Raw genomic sequence first — 14,715 nt, forward strand, 5'->3', positions numbered from 1 at the left:
CCGTTGTAGCGGACCTGGTGCCCGTCGCGCCCGCGGGCGCCGGGTGAACGGGTGCTATCGGGGGGCGGGTGCCTCGCCGGTTACCGCGACGCCTGCTCGGCGGAAGTCCTCCAGCGTCGCGGCCGTGGTGTCCGGGGCGACCCCGACCGAGTAGTCGAGGCGTACCCGGGCCCGGAGGCCGGCCTTGACGGCGTCCAGCGCGGTCGCGCGTACACAGTGGTCCGTGGCGATGCCCACGATGTCGACGTCCTCCACCCCGCGTGAGCGCAGCCAGTCCGCCAGGGGCGTGCCCTCCTCGTCGGCTCCCTCGAAGCCGCTCTTGGAGGCACTGTGGGCACCCTTGAAGAAGACGGCGTCCACCTTGCCGCCCATGACGGCGGGGGCGAAATTCGGGTGGAACTCCCCTCCTTCGTGGCCCGCCACGCAGTGGACGGGGAAGCTGTCCTTGAAGTCCGGGTTCTCGGAGAAGTGGGATCCCGGGTCGATGTGGTGGTCCCGGGTCGCGACGACGTAGTGGTAGTCGGATCCGGCGCTCTCCTCGACCAGATCGGCGATCGCGGCTGCGATTCGCTCCCCGCCGGCGACGGGCACACTGCCTCCCTCGCAAAAGTCGTTCTGCACATCCACGACAATCAAGCCTCGGCTCATGACGAACACCCTTCAGCGCTGCGGAAAAAACGGGAGGGACTACGGCGCGACCGATCCGTCTCGAGGTGCGAGCGTCCCGAGACGGATCGGTCGCCATCGGGCTGGGACGCCGGAGAGGACACCGCCCTCGCCGGCCTCACCGCCCCATACCCGGCCGGCGACCGCCGAAAGCACGGTCGATCACCCCGCCCGCCTCATCCCTGTTGTACCGGTCGAAGGACGGGCCTCACCTCTGTGCCATGACGGGAGGACCACGTCGTCGTCCCGGACGATCCGGTCCAGAGCGGAAGGGGACCGCGAGAGGAACCGCCTCAGTGTCCGGCGCCCGGCCCATCGCGGCGGACGACCGGCGACCCAGCCGGGGCCGTGATGTCGAGCCGGCAGCGCGGCATCCGCTCCCATAAACGACCACTGCCCTGCCGCCGCCCGCCCTCTCGTCCCGACCGCGCTTACCACCATCACCCCGCAACTCCCATGCCGATGTGGGTCCGTTCAGGTGACTTCGCAGTGGTGAACCACCATCGAATACCTCCCAGGCGATATGAGTGGTTTGTACCTGGCTGATGATCTCGGGAGGCGACACATGCGGTTGTTCACACGAGGGCGATGGGTCGCCGCGGCGGGCGGGGCGGCGTTGGCCGCTGTGGTGCTGGCCGGTGCCGGAATCGTTCAGGCGGCGCCGGCGGAGTCGAAGTTCGCCGTCGTCGGGGCGGGTTCGACGCGGGTCGTGTGCGTGGATCCGCTGGACGGGGACGAGCGGCTGGGTCCGCAGGATCTTCCCACCCGTGCGGAGCCGCCCGTGGGCCCGCTGTTGTCCGGCTACCGACGTACCGGCAACCTGACCTCGACGGCGTTCCTGGACAAGTACTGGAACAACGAGGCGAACGCCTGGAAGTACCCGCCCGACGACGGCTTCGCCCGGATCAACGGGAAACTCGACAAACACGAGACGACCCTGCGGGCCGGACAGGACGTGGATCGCTTCGGATCGGAGTACGGCAGCTTCCTCGCCCCTGCCGGGGACCGGTATGCCAAGCGAGCCCTGCCACCGCAGAACCTGATGACACGCGATCCCGCCTTTCCCTGCGGATACCACCGCTACGAGGTCACCCGGCCGTTCAAGGTCTGGCAGGGACACATCGCCCCGTGGTTCGAACAGCCCGGTGGCGGGCGGCAGATCCTCCTGGACCCGGCGCTCGTGAACCCGGGCGAGGGCCAACGGCTCAACGTCAAGTGGCTCTTGGAGCACGACTACCTCAAGCCCGACGAGGACGAAGGCCGGGCCGGATCCACGTCCCTCGCCGCCGCCCCGACACACTGAGCGATGGATCGGTACGAGCTTTTCCTCGCCCTGCGCCGCGGCGGCGTGGCGCAGGGCGAGATATGGATCCAGGACGCGCACGAACCCGTACCGCTCCCACCCGAGTTCGTATTCCTGCGCCGAGGCGCCGAGACCTGGCAAACCGGCGTCTTCGAGCGCGGCAGATGGCACGTGGTCGCCGATTTCCCCGACGAGCCGGCGGCCTGCGATCACGCGCTCCACACCCTGGCGCTACCGAGAAGTCCCCGACCCGACGATCTCCGGACACATCGCTCACCCGATCCCTGACGGCGGCGGCCCTCGACCATCGGATGTCGTTCGGAACCTCGGGCCGCCGCAGGACGCGGGGGTGCGACCGGGCCGCAACGGTATCCTCCTGGACCGCCCGCCAGACGCGCATCACCAGGTCGGCCATCCGCCGCACCGACGCCCCGCGCCGGGCCGCATCCCGCAGTCACACCCGATGGTTCTCGGGTACCGGGGGCGGGGTCCGTCGGGTCAACCGCTCGCCGAGGCAGCGCAGCACCTCGTCGGCGATCACCTCCACGACCAGGGTGATCAACCCGTCCCGGCGCCCGGCCGTCCATGCCGGTGGGGTCGAGCCGTTTCGTCAGGTGCGCGTCCTGTAGTGCGTGGCCCCGGCAGGGTAGTAACTCCCCGTCAGCTCAGCCGGTTGCACCTCCTCGTAGACGCCCTCGGCGGCAGGCAACGCCTTGTCGAACGAGGCCGGTTCCCACACGAACGCGTCGGCGCTCGACGTCGCGTGGATCCCCGGCAGGCATGCATGCATGGACGAGGCGATCAGGACCTGCTCCTCCGCGGCGGCGGACGGGGACACGGCCCACGTCGACAGAGGGGCGATCAGTCCGGCATCGGGCGCGTACCGCAGCAGCGCCAACGTCACCTCTCGTGCCCCCGCTGCCCGAGCCGGTGCACCCGCTCGAACGCCGCGCGTGAGGACAACATCAGCGGCCCGCCGCATCGCGCGCATGCATGCCCGGGGACCACGGCCTCCGCCGATGTCAGCGCGATCATGCGCGCGTTCGGTGCGATCCCCGACACGGTCTCGGCCCAACGCGTCGTCTCCCTGAGTGCGACCGGCCGGGGTGGCGGTCCGGCGCCTCGCCCTCGGGGCCGCCAGGGCCGACGACCGGTCGTGGGACGGTGTCCTGCCCGAGGCGGCCCTGTTGCTCCAGTGGCCCGAGCAGACCGAACCCCCCACCGATTACCGGCTGTTCGACCTGCCGAAGGACTTCCAACCAACGAAGTCCCCATGATGCTTCGGCGTGATTCGTTCGAATCTCTCGAGAACGAGAGCCTCGATCAATCCCGGGGAGGTTCACCCTGCGGCGGCGCGTTACCGGCGTCCTCCGTCAGAGCCTCCTCTACGAATACTCGGTAGCCTCGGGTCGGGTCGAAGCCGTGGATTTCCTTGGTATCCAGGGCGTCCATGAAATCGAGGATGTCCTTGCCGAACTCCTGGCCCGGGACCAGGATCGGGAAGCCGGGTGGGTACGGGGTGACGAACACCGCCGACACCACGGGCCGGCCGGCCGCGAGTCGGCGTCGGGCCTCGGCGGCCGACACGTATTCGCACAGTTCCTCGCGGTACGCCATGTAGTACGCCCTGCGCATGTCCCCGTCGGCCGCCGCGCCTTCGGGGTCGGTGCGGAAGGCGGCGTGGAACCGCGAGAAGTCCGGCAGGGGCGGGTGGTCGTGGCCGAGCAGGTCGACCCGGAGATCGAACGCGCGTTTTTGCTCCGGCGACATCTGCGCGGCTGCCGATTCCAGTTCCTCCGCGATGCCGATCAGCGCCCGCAGCAGATGTGCGAGGGCGCTGCGCGTCGTACCGATGTTGGTCATCGCGAGCACGGTGTTGCGCGTGGTCTTGTTGACCTGGATTCCCCAACGATCCATCAGCTGTTCGTGCCGGAACGTGTCCCCGTCGATGCCCGTCGCCGAGATCTCGATGGTCAGCCGGCACGGATCGAGCACGAACTCGTCCACGCCCCATGCCTCGTCCATCGCCACCGGCCCCACCCGCACCGGACACTCGCGACCCCACGTCCGGAACTCGTCCGGGATCAGATCGGCACTGGCCAGGACCCGGAAGTACGTGGACAGTAGGGGGTGTTCGGCGATCCGATCGCGCAGCGTCATGGCCAACTCGACCTGACGCGACACCAGTTCGAACCCCTCCAGCTCCACCTGCCGCCGACCGACGTCGAGCGAGGCCAGCACCTGGTAGTTCGGTGAGGTCGAAGTGTGGGTCATGTACGCCTCACGGAACGCGTCAGCGCTGCGCGTGCCGAAGTCCTCGTCGTGGACGTGGATCATCGATCCCTGACGCAACGAGGTCAGGGTCTTGTGCGTCGACTGCGTGGCGTACGCGCGGATCCGCACCCGATCCGGGTCCGGCAGCAGCGGCTCGTGGGCCAGTTCGTCGTCGGTCAGGCCGCGGATCCGCTCGAGGTGCCGCACGTACCCCTCCCGATACTCGGCCGTGCCGAAGCGCTCGGACAGACGTGCCGCTGCGGCCATCGCGGTCCGCCGCCGATATACCGGGTGGAAGCGGGCGAAGGCGAACCACGCCTCGTCCCACAGGAACGCCAGATCGGGCTTGATCGCGAGGCACTCGGTCATCACCCGCTCGACGTCGTACACCACGCCGTCGAACGTGCAGTTGGTGAGGGAGATCAGGGTGACCTGATCGAGCCTGCCCTCGCGTCGGTACGTCAGTAGCGTGCGCTTGATGTCGACCAGTGGGATCGCCCCGTACATGGAGAACTCGTCGATCGAGTAGCTGTCGAGGTAGGCGACCCGGGATCCGGCCAACACCGCCGCGTAGTGGTGGGACTTGTGGCAGTTGCGGTCGATCAGCACGACATCGTCCGGTGCCACCAGCGACTGGGTGACGATCTTGTTCGCGGTGGAGGTGCCGTTGGTCACGAAGTAGGTCCGCCGCGAACCGAAGGCGCGGGCGGCCAGATCCTGCGCCTCCTTGATCGTCCCGTGCGGCTCCAGGAGCGAGTCGAGACCGCCGGCGGTCGCCGAGGTCTCGGCGAGGAAGATGTTCAGCCCGTAGAAGTCGCACATGTCGGAGATCCACGGCGAATGGACCACGGAGTTGCCCCGCGAGACCGGCATCGCGTGGAAGACGCCGGCGGGCTTGCGGGCGTACTCGCGCAACGCCGAGTAGAACGGTGTCCGATACCGCCTGGCGACCCCGCCCAGGATCATCAGGTGCAGGTCCAGGACGTCCTCCTGTTCCAGGAAGAACGCGTCGTACTCCCGCCCGAGTTCCGTCGTGAGCCGTTCGATCGACGCCTGTTCGATCAGGTACAGGTCCAACTCGGGGCGTACCGCGCGCACTTCGCGGGCAAGCGCGCGGGCCCGCTCCGCTGCCGTGACATGGTCGAGATCCGGGACCCCGCTCCGCGGTACCAGGTCTTCCAGCACACCGAGATCGTGCGCGGACCGGGTGCCGAAATCGGGCCTGACCACAACCGCCTGGATACCCGGGTTGATCATCGTCGCGATTGCCGCATCGACGAAGCTCCGCACCGTGACCACGTCGTACACGAAGGGGTCCTCGCGCCGGCGCACCGCATCCACGATGCCACGCAACCGGGCCTCTTCGGCCTCGGAGAGATCGGCCACGACCAGAACGTCGAACCGGGGACGCCGGTCACGGTTGTCGATCGCCGGCCCGGTGGCGGCCGGCTCCTCCTTGCCCGTCACCGCGGCCCACGAGATCGCCGCCTCGCCGATCAGCCCGCGGCCGATCCGCTGCGCCGCCCGGCTCAGTTCGACGTACGACCCGGACGCCATCAGTTCGCGCAGCGTCTCCACGATCCGCCGCCCGGGGTGGCCGAAGTAGTACGCGAGCACCGCGACATCCGCGAGGATCCGGTCGAGCCGGGCCTTGCCCTCGACTTGCCGGCCGGTATCCAGGCCCGGCTCGGCCAGGCCGCGGGCGATGTCCGCGATGGACCACCACAGGTCGGTCTGCAACTGGGCGACGCTGTTGTAGGCGGAGACCTCGCGTTCGGACGGCGCGGCGCGTGCGGTGCCCCGCGCCGAAGGTCGGACGGGTGCCGTGGGCCGTTCCATGTGCATCGACTCCCTGTTTCCGGGCATACACTCCGATGCTAGGAGTGCGGTGATTTGCCCGCATTCGGGAACCGGCCGGCTACGCCCGACCGACGCGGAACCCACCCGAAAGGAGTCCCACGGGGCCGATTTCCCGCGCCGGCGAATCAGAGCTCGCGCGGCGACGGTGGCCTGGCTGCGATGGAACCGGGACCGTACGCGGTATCGGCGCCGTGCCGGGGGCGGGCCCGACGACGAGCCCGGCGCCGGCGCCGCCGAGCCGTACCGCCATCGGGTTGTCGTAGACGGTCCGGACCGCCGTGGTCGCCGCCTTCCCGACGCCGGGGATCCGCAGGACCTGCCGCAAGGCCGCGTCCTTCACCGCTCGCTCGCCTACGGCGACGGGCCGAGCGAGGCGCACCAGGCCGCCCGTCGGCCCGCCGGGGGAGCCACCGATCACGGTCGCCGGCACGCCGCCCGGTAAGGCGGGCGGTGTGGTGCTCGCCGCGGCGGCCGAACGGCCCGCCTCCGCAGGGCTCTCCCAGGCGGGCCGTGGTCCGTCGACCACACGTTCGGCCTGCCCGGCGGAGCACCACACGATCGCCGCACGGCGTCGCTTCTGCTCGTCCGGCTGTTCCCGCGCGGCGAGCACGACCAGTCCCGGACCGAGCGCCCAGCGCTGTTCGTCGACCGCGTCGTTCGCGACGCCGGTGCACTGGAGGCAGTCTTCGGCGTGCCGCCGCAGCGCCTTGTACTCGGTTCCGGCCGGGCTCAGTTCCGGTCCCGCCCGGTCGGGTTCGGCGAGCCCGGCGAGTTCGGGCAGGGCGGCGGCGACCGGACACGACTGCGCGGCGCGGGCGGCGGCGAGCAGGCCGACCCGGGGCAGCGTCTGCCGCAGGGCCCGATGCGGCTGGAGGTCGACCTTCGCCCGGGGCCGGCCCAGGTACTCGGCGAGCCGGGCTCCCTCGACCTCCTCCATTTCCGCGAGGCTGCGATCCAAGTAGGCGTCCATCGCCCGGCGTTGCACAGGCGGCAGGGGCCGGGCCTGCCGTGTACAAGGCGGCGAACGCCTGCCGTCTCGTGGTAGCACTCGATCCGGGCCGCTTCCTCGCCGCCGCGCGGCCGTACCCAACGGTCGTCGGTGTCCCGGGTAGTCCCGGCGTCTCTTCGCCGGGCACGAGCGTGGCCCGGTGTTCGAGGTCGGGCATGTCCCGCACGTCTCGCGGATCTTTCACCCACGAGCGATATTCCTCCGCCGCACGCCCGCAAGGCGTTCCCGAGCGCGGACACGCGCTCACCGGACACCCCTCATCCCCGGTGCTGTTCCCAGCCGACCACACCGCCCGGCGGTCCGGCGGTTCGACCGAGCTGTCGGGGCGGCCCTTCGTGCGGATGAACCCCCACGAAAAATATCTTCGGAAAGTCGGAGAGAAGTCCGCGCCCGGACGCACGTCCCTGGCGAACGGGTCGTCACGTGCGACCCCAGGCGAAGGGACGCCCCATGAACATGCATTCCCACCCGCGCCCGGCGGACGGGTCGACCTCGACCCCGCCATCGACCTCGCACACCCCGTTGCACACCCCGCCGCGAGCCCCGCGTCGCGCGGGGGTGGCCGTGGTCTCCGTGGTCGCCGCGTCGGCGTTGACGCTGGGTATGGCCGTCGGCGGTTGCGCGCTGGTTGTCCGCAAGGCCGTACAGGTGACCGCCGAGGCGGCGTTGGAGGCCACCGCCTCCGCGTTTTTCGAGCGCCTCGGTCAGGACCGCGCCGGCGAACCGATCGCGTCGCGCGAGTCGGTGAGACGACCACCCGTCTTCCGCCGGCGTGGCGGGTCGGCGGGCAGCGCTCAACCGGACCGTTCTTCGGTGCCGGGGCCGGGCAATGCCTGCCGACGGCCGCCGTGCGCTACTCCGGTTGGGTGACCGTCAGTGCCCATCGCAGCGTCTGCGCCGAGGCTTCGACCCCCACGGTGAAGGACCCCGACCGCACGACGCCCGGATCCATGGTCGCCGAGTTCACGCCGATGCCGCCGGCGGGGCAGTCCACTGTGAACGCGGCCACCTCCGCGTCCCGGGAGTGCATCGTCACCCCCACGCTGCCGCCTCCCTCACAGGCGACGGTGAGCACGGTCGGCAGTTGTTCCGAGGCGCCCCCCGATACGACACCACCGTCTCCGATGCTCTCGTCCACCCACACCAGACCCTCCGGCCCGGGGTGGGGGAGCAAGCCTCCAACCGCTGCTGCGGGTGTGGCTCCCACGCCCGACAGCACGAAAGCCGCCAGCATCGCCGCAGGTACGGTCTTCCTCACACGTGACATTGTTGCTCCTCGGCAGCGTGTCATGGAGCGCACAGTCCTGCGCGATGCGAGAACCGCGCGCACGGGTACGGCAGAGGTCGCACGCGGCCGGGTACGATCGCCGGAAATCGACCGTCCCCTGTCCGGGCCCGGATCCGTCGTTCACGTGGAGGGTATGCGGGTCCTCCGACACGGCGCCGATCGCAGGCCCGAAAGGCACCGTGTAGTCGGAGCGAACGCCGTGCTGACGAGTCCGCCGGCTCGTCCACGACCGTCACCCCGCCCGGAGGAGCACCTCCACTACTACGCGGCAAATGCCCACCGGTGCCGGTCGATTCCCGCAGTGAGGCGAACAACTCCCGCTTTGGCGCTCAGTCACCCGTCCGCCTCCACCGCGGCGACGACGGGCTCCCGTCCCCCGGCCACCGGTGCGGCGGCGCGACGCGGCGTCAGTCCGGCGGCCAGTTCGGCGCGCGGCGTCCGCACCGCAGGTCGCGGCAACGTCGAACTCCTCGGCCTCTTCGGCAAACAGGACGAACGTATCCACCGAGCTGACGGATGATGTCGACGACGCCGTCGGTAGGGGTGGTCGCCGAGATGCCGCAGTCGACGGGATCCGGGCCCGGGTCGACGAGCCCGACCCACGGTGATCGGCCCGACCTCGGTGTTCACCCTCCTGCGGCGGGTGCCGTTGCGGGCGTTCCCGCCCGACCGGGCCCGTTCGTCCGCGATGTGTTCGTCCAACTCCCCGTGGAGTGCGTCCTCCATCAGGTGCTTCGCGAGCGTTTGCAACAGGCCGCCCTCGCCCAGCAGTCGCACCCCGCGCGCACCGGCCTGCTCGGCCGCCTGCTCCGCGAGCTCGGCCACCGCGGCCGTCAGCGTAGTGTCCACGCCCTGGTCGCAGAGTGCGCCTTCGTACAAGGCGACCGCTCAGCGGTCACACCAATATGGACACGCGCCGCGCGGCGCCCGGCACAAGCTGCTCCGGAAGAGCAACGTATCCCCCTGAAGGGGACGTTGCGCCATGGCATGACCGTCGACGACCAGCGGCAGCGGTCAAGTTCCGCCTGGTTGCCGCTCAGAGGGTGAGGGCGGTTGGGTCGTGGCGGCGTGTCGGCCCAGGGGCGTACGACCGACGATGGGAAGTACGGATGTTGGAAGTCGGCGCCGACGGCCCGTTCCCGAGCGCGGTTCGGGGGGTGGCGACCGGGGCGTGCCGTACCCGCCGACGGAAGGACGAACAGCGGCGTTCACTCGAAGTGTGAGCGAGCCGAGAAAAACGGCGGACCGAATGGAGAGATGATGATCGAAGAAACGTTCACTACCGACGTTTTACCGAGGCAGGACCGCTGGGCAAGCTGGTACGACGCCGGAACCAAGTCTCATCTGCCGACGTTGATTCACACCGACCATCAGGACGACTTCCGGGGCTCGATACGCCGCCTCGATCTCGGCTCCGTGCAGATATCAACATTGACGTACAGTCCGCTGCACGTGACGCGGACCTCGAAACTGATCCGACGTTCGGACCCGGGCATCTATTACTTCGTGTTCCATCGGCTCGGACGGATAGGAGTCGCCCAGGCGGGTCGTGAGACAGTGCTGACCTCGAAGACGTTGGTCTACTACGACACCTCGCGACCCTTCACCGCCTGGGCGACCGCCGGAGACGAGACGGTCGCCGGCTGCCTGATCCTGCAGGTACCCAGAAAGCTGTTCCCCGTCCGAGCGGAGACGCTCGGCCCGCTCCTCGCAGCTCCCGTGGCGAGTCGGGACGGGCTTGGCGCGCTACTCGCCGGTCATCTCGACCAACTGGTCGCGAACGCTGCCGGCTATACCCCGGCGGACGCCGCCCGCCTGGCGGCCATCACCATCGACCTGTCCGCCGCCCTGTGCGCACACGAGCTGGAATCCAACAACGCCTTGCCGCCGGAGACACATCGAAGGGCGATACAAGCACAGGTTCACGCGTTCATCCGGGTACACCTCGGCGACCCCGACCTCTCGCCGAACACCATTGCCGCAGCTCACCAAATCTCCACGCGCTACCTCTACAAGCTCTTTCAGGATCAGGGCCTCACGGTGGCCGATTGGATCCGCAGGAGTCGGCTCGAGCGCTGCAGGCGCGATCTGGCCGACCCCGCCCTGCGTTCCCGTCCGGTCCTGGCCATCGCGACCCAGTGGGGTTTCAAGGACGGAGCCCACTTCAGCCGCGTCTTTCGATCCGCGTACGGCATGCCCCCCGGAGAGTACCGAAGCCATCATCACAGCGACGCCGTGCGCGAACGGACAAGAACCGTGCAGGCCACGACAAGGACTCCGTGACCACTTCTCGGCAAGCTGATTCCCGACAGGCATCAGCGTTCCGATCTCGCGGCTGAAAAGCTGCGAAAAATGTCCGGAAGCGCAAACGGCCGGGCCTGGTGCGCGCCCCTGACAGCACGACCATCGAGTCCGGCGGATGACCGCCGGCGATCGACAGCCCAGTCGAGCGAGGTGACCTGTGTCAGCAGAGTTCGCATCCGGTTCTCGTCCGCGGCCCACACCCACCGGGCACTCGTCGTCGGCGCGATCGCTTCGGCGGCCCGGATTCGCACGGCCGCCTCCGCCGGTGCCGTACCCCGAACCGCCGGTTCACCGGGAACCGTCCCGGCCCGAACCGACACCTGGTCACGCGGAACAGATCCTCAACGATCAGGCCCGACAAAGGAGTTCTCGATGCTTCGGCCCGCAAGCCCCAACGATGTGGAAAGGATCGCGGAGATCTGGCAACGAGGGTGGTGCGATGGCCACTTGGGGCACGTTCCCGAGGCTCTCGTCGCCGTCCGCGGCGCGTCGTCGTTCAGGACGCGGGCGCTCGAACGTATAGACGCCACGACGGTCGTCGAGATCGATGAAGCGGTTGCGGGATTCGTGACGGTGATCGACGACGAGGTGGAACAGGTCTACGTGTCGAAGGAGCACCGCGGCACGGGGGTGGGGGACCTACTGCTCGCGCAAGCCGAGCGCCTCGTCGGCGCCGGCGGCCATCGTCGGGCGTGGTTGGCAGTCGTGAGCGGCAACGCCCGGGCGCGCAGGTTCTACGTACGCAACGGCTGGGTGGACGAAGGCCTGTTCGACTATCCGGCCGACGCCGTGACGGGTCCGGTCCTCGTCCCTTGCCACCAGTACATCAAGCCTGTCGCGCGACAATCGACGGGCGGCCGACCGTCACTCCTCCGGCGAGTGGGGAGGGTTCGGTGAGTGGCCGCCACCGGGCGAGCGGTGTCCTCACTCGGCCGGCATCACCGCCGAGGAGTCGCAGCACCGCCGAGCGGACATTCGGGCCCGGTGGGTGGCAGTTTCAGTGATCGAAGACGTTTGCCAGCCGTCCCTCGAGGGGGGCTTTGCCTCGAGGGACGGCACGGTCGGCAAGAAGGCACAGCCGTGCGGGGGTGAGTCCGGCCAGGTCACGGAAGTCGCGGTTCATGTGTGCCTGGTCGTGATAGCCGCACGCGGCCGCCCGGTCGGCCAGCGACCGGCACGCGTCCGAGGGCAGGGTCAGCGCGCGTTGGAATCGCAGGATCCGGCTGACGGATTGCGGTGGGAGCCCGATCTGCTCGCGAAAAAGCACCTGGAGCCGCCGTGGACTCCGGCCTGTCACCGCGGCCAGTTCCTGGACGGACAACCGCCCGTGCGATGCGCGCAGCCGACTCCACGCTTCCGCAACGATCGGCGACGGGGGCAGCGCGTCCACCATCCGCCGAGCCAAGGCGTCCTCGCCGAGGACCGCCCAGCGTCCTTTCCAATCCGGCACCGCGACGAGTTTCTCGGTGAGTCTGGCCGACCAGCCGGCACCCAGCACCGCGTCCGGGTGCACGTGGTGGTGGGCCAGGTGGTGCAGCGGCAAACCCAGGCACATATACGCGCCGAGCGGAGTGAACTCCACCTCGATCGCCTCCGCGACGCCTTCGTATCCGCCCCTGATCGACGACAGCCGCAGACCGGCGAGCATCGCATGCCACGTGGTTCGCACCGCCGGCGTGCTCCGGGCCTCATGGACCAAGTGGAGCGGATTTCCCCACCCAAGGATCAACGTCACGGTGGCCGAGGGAAGAGTGAGCCTGAGCGGTCCCCGTCCCGTGGTGCGATGACCCCTGAACATCACCACATGGTCGCGTAATCGCCCGGAGGGGCACCGCTCCGCGTATTCGCCCCCATTCCTCGAATCAGTGGCCATTCCAACCTCCGTGACGAACATCGACTCGGCCCGCGACGCGTGCCGCTGCGCGCGTCGGTCGACGACTCCGGCCCGAGAGTGCGCCTTCGTACAAGACGACCGCCCAAGCTCCGCAGCAGTCTTGATATCGCCTGCGTTGATCCCAGCCGCTCGACGGGCAACAACCGCAACTCCGTTGGTAGAGCGATGAATCGATCATGCCGTGATCACCGACGACTGGCAACGGTTCGGTTCCGCCCGGTCGCGGTCCGGACTTTGAGCAAGACCTCGTGCGTCGCGGCCGCACGTTGACGTAGACGCGTACGAATGAACACGGGAGTGCGAATGTTGGCGCGAGAGTACGGCCCGCTCCACCGCATCCGGCGTCGGGGGTGTCGTCGACCGGGCCCAGAAGTCCTTGCCGTACTTGCCTGCCACGCGCGCCCGGCATTCGACGCCACCGTGACCGTGGCCGGCTTCCTGGTTCGGGCCGCAACACCGAACCCGCCGCGCGCCGGCATGATGAGGGCATCCCACACGATTCTCACGGCACGCGTGGCCGCGGGAGCGCGTGAATGGGTGGCTGCGATACACGGGCCGACCCCCGATCCACTACATCGGTGTCAGCGCCACCGACTACCTGCAAGAGAGAGGATCGAGGTGGGAAGGATCTATGTCGGCAACCTGTCGTTCGACACGACGGACGAAACGCTTCGGCGGATGTTCGAGGAACACGGCACGGTCACCGGCTCGACGATCCGGCGCGACGCCGAGACTGGCCGCAGCAGGGGCTTTGCCTTCGTGGAGATGAGCAACCCTACGGAAACGGGCGCAGCAATCACGGCACTGGACGGACGGCACTTGGACGGTCGTCGGCTGAGGGTCACCGAAACCGGTACGGACCGACAGCAGGCGACAGTTCGGCCCGACCGCAAACACTGACGCGTCCGCCTGCCCGGACGGACCCGAGGGGTCTCGCATCCGGTGGGCCCGGATCCGGGCACGCCGAGTGCCTCGAAATTCTCGATGGCTACACGAGGTTCTCCTCCGACCTGACACGGCTGTTCCTCATCGGCGTCGACCGATCGCTCACCAAGGGGACATCTTCCGGATGGGCCCACCCACGCTCCGCAAGTACCGCAGCCTCCTCAGCGGGGCCTTCACCCCGCAGCTCACCGAGGTGATGGAGTCGCAGGTCGTCGAGATCACCCACGGGCTGCTCGACCGACTCGACGACACGTCGGAGATCGAACTTGCCTCCGCCTTCGCTTATCCGCTGCGGGACCGCAAGGCCGGGCGCCTCGCCGATCGCCGGGTCCGACCCCGCGAGGATCTGCTCACCGGACACATCACCACCACGATGACGCTGGGCAACACAGTGCTGCGCCCGGACGCCGACCCTGAGAAGTTCGCGCGGGTCCGCGCGGACCGATCCCTCGTTGGCCGATTCGGCGCCGTCGAGCACGTCGTAGAACGCCCCGCGTCCGGGCCGGGCAGGTCGCCGGCGGCCTGGCGCAGCGCGAGATCGGCTGTTCAGCCGTGGGCGGAGCGGCAGGCGCGGGCTTCGGGGGTGTCGTCGCTCCGGCCGCTGAACCGAAACCCGAAGTCACAGGCCGCCCAGGGATTGACGGCGCCCGTCTTGGACGGCTCGCGCTCGGGTTGACCGCGTCGGGCCGATGTATCGGGAGCGGAGGAATGGTCGGCCCGATCCGATGCCCCGGATCCACGCGACGACGGGGAGGAAGCGGCCGATCGGGTGTCGGCGGGCGGGTTCGCCCGCTGCGCGTCGGGCGGTTCGGTACCCGCCGGGGTCGCGGGCGTTGCCGGGTCGGCTGCGCCGAGAGGAGTCCTCGAGAGCGGCCAGGCGCCCGACGAGCCGGCGCCGGGAAGTGGCGCGCCGTTGGCGGCCAGGGCGGGATCGAGGGCCCGGGTGGGGGCGGTGGCCGGTGTGCTGTCGCAGGCGGTCACGAGCAGGAGCACGAGGGCCGCCGCGGCGGCCGGGCAAGTGATGTGCACACGTTCCTCCGAGAATACGAGGGCTGTCCTGCCGGGGCTAACGCCCGCGCGCCCGGGGGGTTACTCGGGTGTTGTGCCGGCCTCGCGGCGCGAGTCACGCCTCACGGCGCGTGGTTCACGAGATCGGGATGCCCGGGTCGGGG

General features: G+C 69.4%; 12 protein-coding genes and 2 pseudogenes. 7 read left to right on the plus strand and 7 right to left on the minus strand.

Going from position 1 to position 14,715, the window contains the following annotated elements:
- Positions 1 to 54: 54 nt before the first annotated feature.
- Positions 55 to 648, minus strand: coding sequence for an isochorismatase family protein (locus ACMXN5_RS46970; RefSeq protein WP_439681013.1), 594 nt, complete (start codon positions 646 to 648; stop codon positions 55 to 57).
- A 583-nt stretch (positions 649 to 1,231) separates the two neighbouring features.
- Between ACMXN5_RS46970 and ACMXN5_RS46975 the strand changes: the two genes are divergently transcribed.
- Together ACMXN5_RS46975 and ACMXN5_RS46980 are read left to right on the plus strand one after the other, a co-directional pair.
- Complete coding sequence (locus ACMXN5_RS46975) at positions 1,232 to 1,969, plus strand: TNT domain-containing protein (RefSeq protein ID WP_439681014.1); 738 nt, start codon at positions 1,232 to 1,234, stop codon at positions 1,967 to 1,969.
- 3 nt (positions 1,970 to 1,972) lie between these two features.
- Positions 1,973 to 2,257: a hypothetical protein gene (locus ACMXN5_RS46980; protein ID WP_439681015.1), complete on the plus strand. Its 285-nt coding sequence runs from the start codon at positions 1,973 to 1,975 to the stop codon at positions 2,255 to 2,257.
- 322 nt (positions 2,258 to 2,579) lie between these two features.
- Here the strand turns inward: ACMXN5_RS46980 and ACMXN5_RS46985 are convergent, their stop codons facing one another.
- The gene (locus tag ACMXN5_RS46985; protein WP_439681016.1) at positions 2,580 to 2,873 is read right to left on the minus strand and encodes a hypothetical protein; all 294 of its coding nucleotides are present in this window, start codon (positions 2,871 to 2,873) and stop codon (positions 2,580 to 2,582) included.
- 187 nt (positions 2,874 to 3,060) lie between these two features.
- On the opposite strand from ACMXN5_RS46985, the pseudogene ACMXN5_RS46990 reads away from it, so the two are divergent.
- A pseudogene (locus tag ACMXN5_RS46990) lies at positions 3,061 to 3,216 on the plus strand (IS701 family transposase); the annotation flags it as partial.
- 76 nt (positions 3,217 to 3,292) lie between these two features.
- Here the strand turns inward: ACMXN5_RS46990 and ACMXN5_RS46995 are convergent.
- The 4 genes and pseudogenes from ACMXN5_RS46995 to ACMXN5_RS47010 all read right to left on the minus strand — a co-directional run.
- A complete protein-coding gene (locus ACMXN5_RS46995) occupies positions 3,293 to 6,082 on the minus strand; it encodes an aminotransferase class I/II-fold pyridoxal phosphate-dependent enzyme (RefSeq protein ID WP_439681017.1) in 2,790 nt (929 codons plus the stop codon).
- A gap of 79 nt (positions 6,083 to 6,161) precedes the next feature.
- Positions 6,162 to 7,073: a hypothetical protein gene (locus ACMXN5_RS47000; RefSeq protein ID WP_439681018.1), complete on the minus strand. Its 912-nt coding sequence runs from the start codon at positions 7,071 to 7,073 to the stop codon at positions 6,162 to 6,164.
- A gap of 892 nt (positions 7,074 to 7,965) precedes the next feature.
- Complete coding sequence (locus tag ACMXN5_RS47005; RefSeq protein ID WP_439681019.1) at positions 7,966 to 8,250, minus strand: hypothetical protein; 285 nt, start codon at positions 8,248 to 8,250, stop codon at positions 7,966 to 7,968.
- A 729-nt stretch (positions 8,251 to 8,979) separates the two neighbouring features.
- Positions 8,980 to 9,237, minus strand: a pseudogene (locus tag ACMXN5_RS47010) (transposase); the annotation flags it as partial.
- Between the two features lie 420 nt (positions 9,238 to 9,657).
- Here ACMXN5_RS47010 and ACMXN5_RS47015 point away from each other — a divergent pair.
- Both ACMXN5_RS47015 and ACMXN5_RS47020 read left to right on the plus strand, forming a co-directional pair.
- Positions 9,658 to 10,683: a helix-turn-helix domain-containing protein gene (locus tag ACMXN5_RS47015; RefSeq protein WP_439681020.1), complete on the plus strand. Its 1,026-nt coding sequence runs from the start codon at positions 9,658 to 9,660 to the stop codon at positions 10,681 to 10,683.
- 393 nt (positions 10,684 to 11,076) lie between these two features.
- Positions 11,077 to 11,601 carry a GNAT family N-acetyltransferase gene (locus ACMXN5_RS47020; protein WP_439681021.1) on the plus strand — a complete coding sequence of 175 codons (525 nt, stop codon included), beginning with the start codon at positions 11,077 to 11,079 and terminating at the stop codon, positions 11,599 to 11,601.
- Positions 11,602 to 11,701: 100 nt separating this feature from the next.
- Here ACMXN5_RS47020 and ACMXN5_RS47025 read toward each other — a convergent pair whose 3' ends face one another.
- On the minus strand, positions 11,702 to 12,373 hold the full coding sequence (locus ACMXN5_RS47025) for a helix-turn-helix domain-containing protein (RefSeq protein WP_439681022.1): 672 nt from the start codon (positions 12,371 to 12,373) through the stop codon (positions 11,702 to 11,704).
- 645 nt (positions 12,374 to 13,018) lie between these two features.
- On the opposite strand from ACMXN5_RS47025, the gene ACMXN5_RS47030 reads away from it, so the two are divergent.
- Both ACMXN5_RS47030 and ACMXN5_RS47035 read left to right on the plus strand, forming a co-directional pair.
- Positions 13,019 to 13,498 (plus strand): RNA recognition motif domain-containing protein, encoded by a 480-nt coding sequence (locus ACMXN5_RS47030; protein WP_439681023.1) that lies wholly within the window; start codon positions 13,019 to 13,021, stop codon positions 13,496 to 13,498.
- A 169-nt stretch (positions 13,499 to 13,667) separates the two neighbouring features.
- A complete protein-coding gene (locus ACMXN5_RS47035) occupies positions 13,668 to 14,219 on the plus strand; it encodes a hypothetical protein (RefSeq protein ID WP_439681024.1) in 552 nt (183 codons plus the stop codon).
- Positions 14,220 to 14,715 lie beyond the last annotated feature (496 nt).

It is taken from the genome of Embleya australiensis, from assembly GCF_051903075.1.
Taxonomy (GTDB): Bacteria; Actinomycetota; Actinomycetes; order Streptomycetales; family Streptomycetaceae; genus Embleya.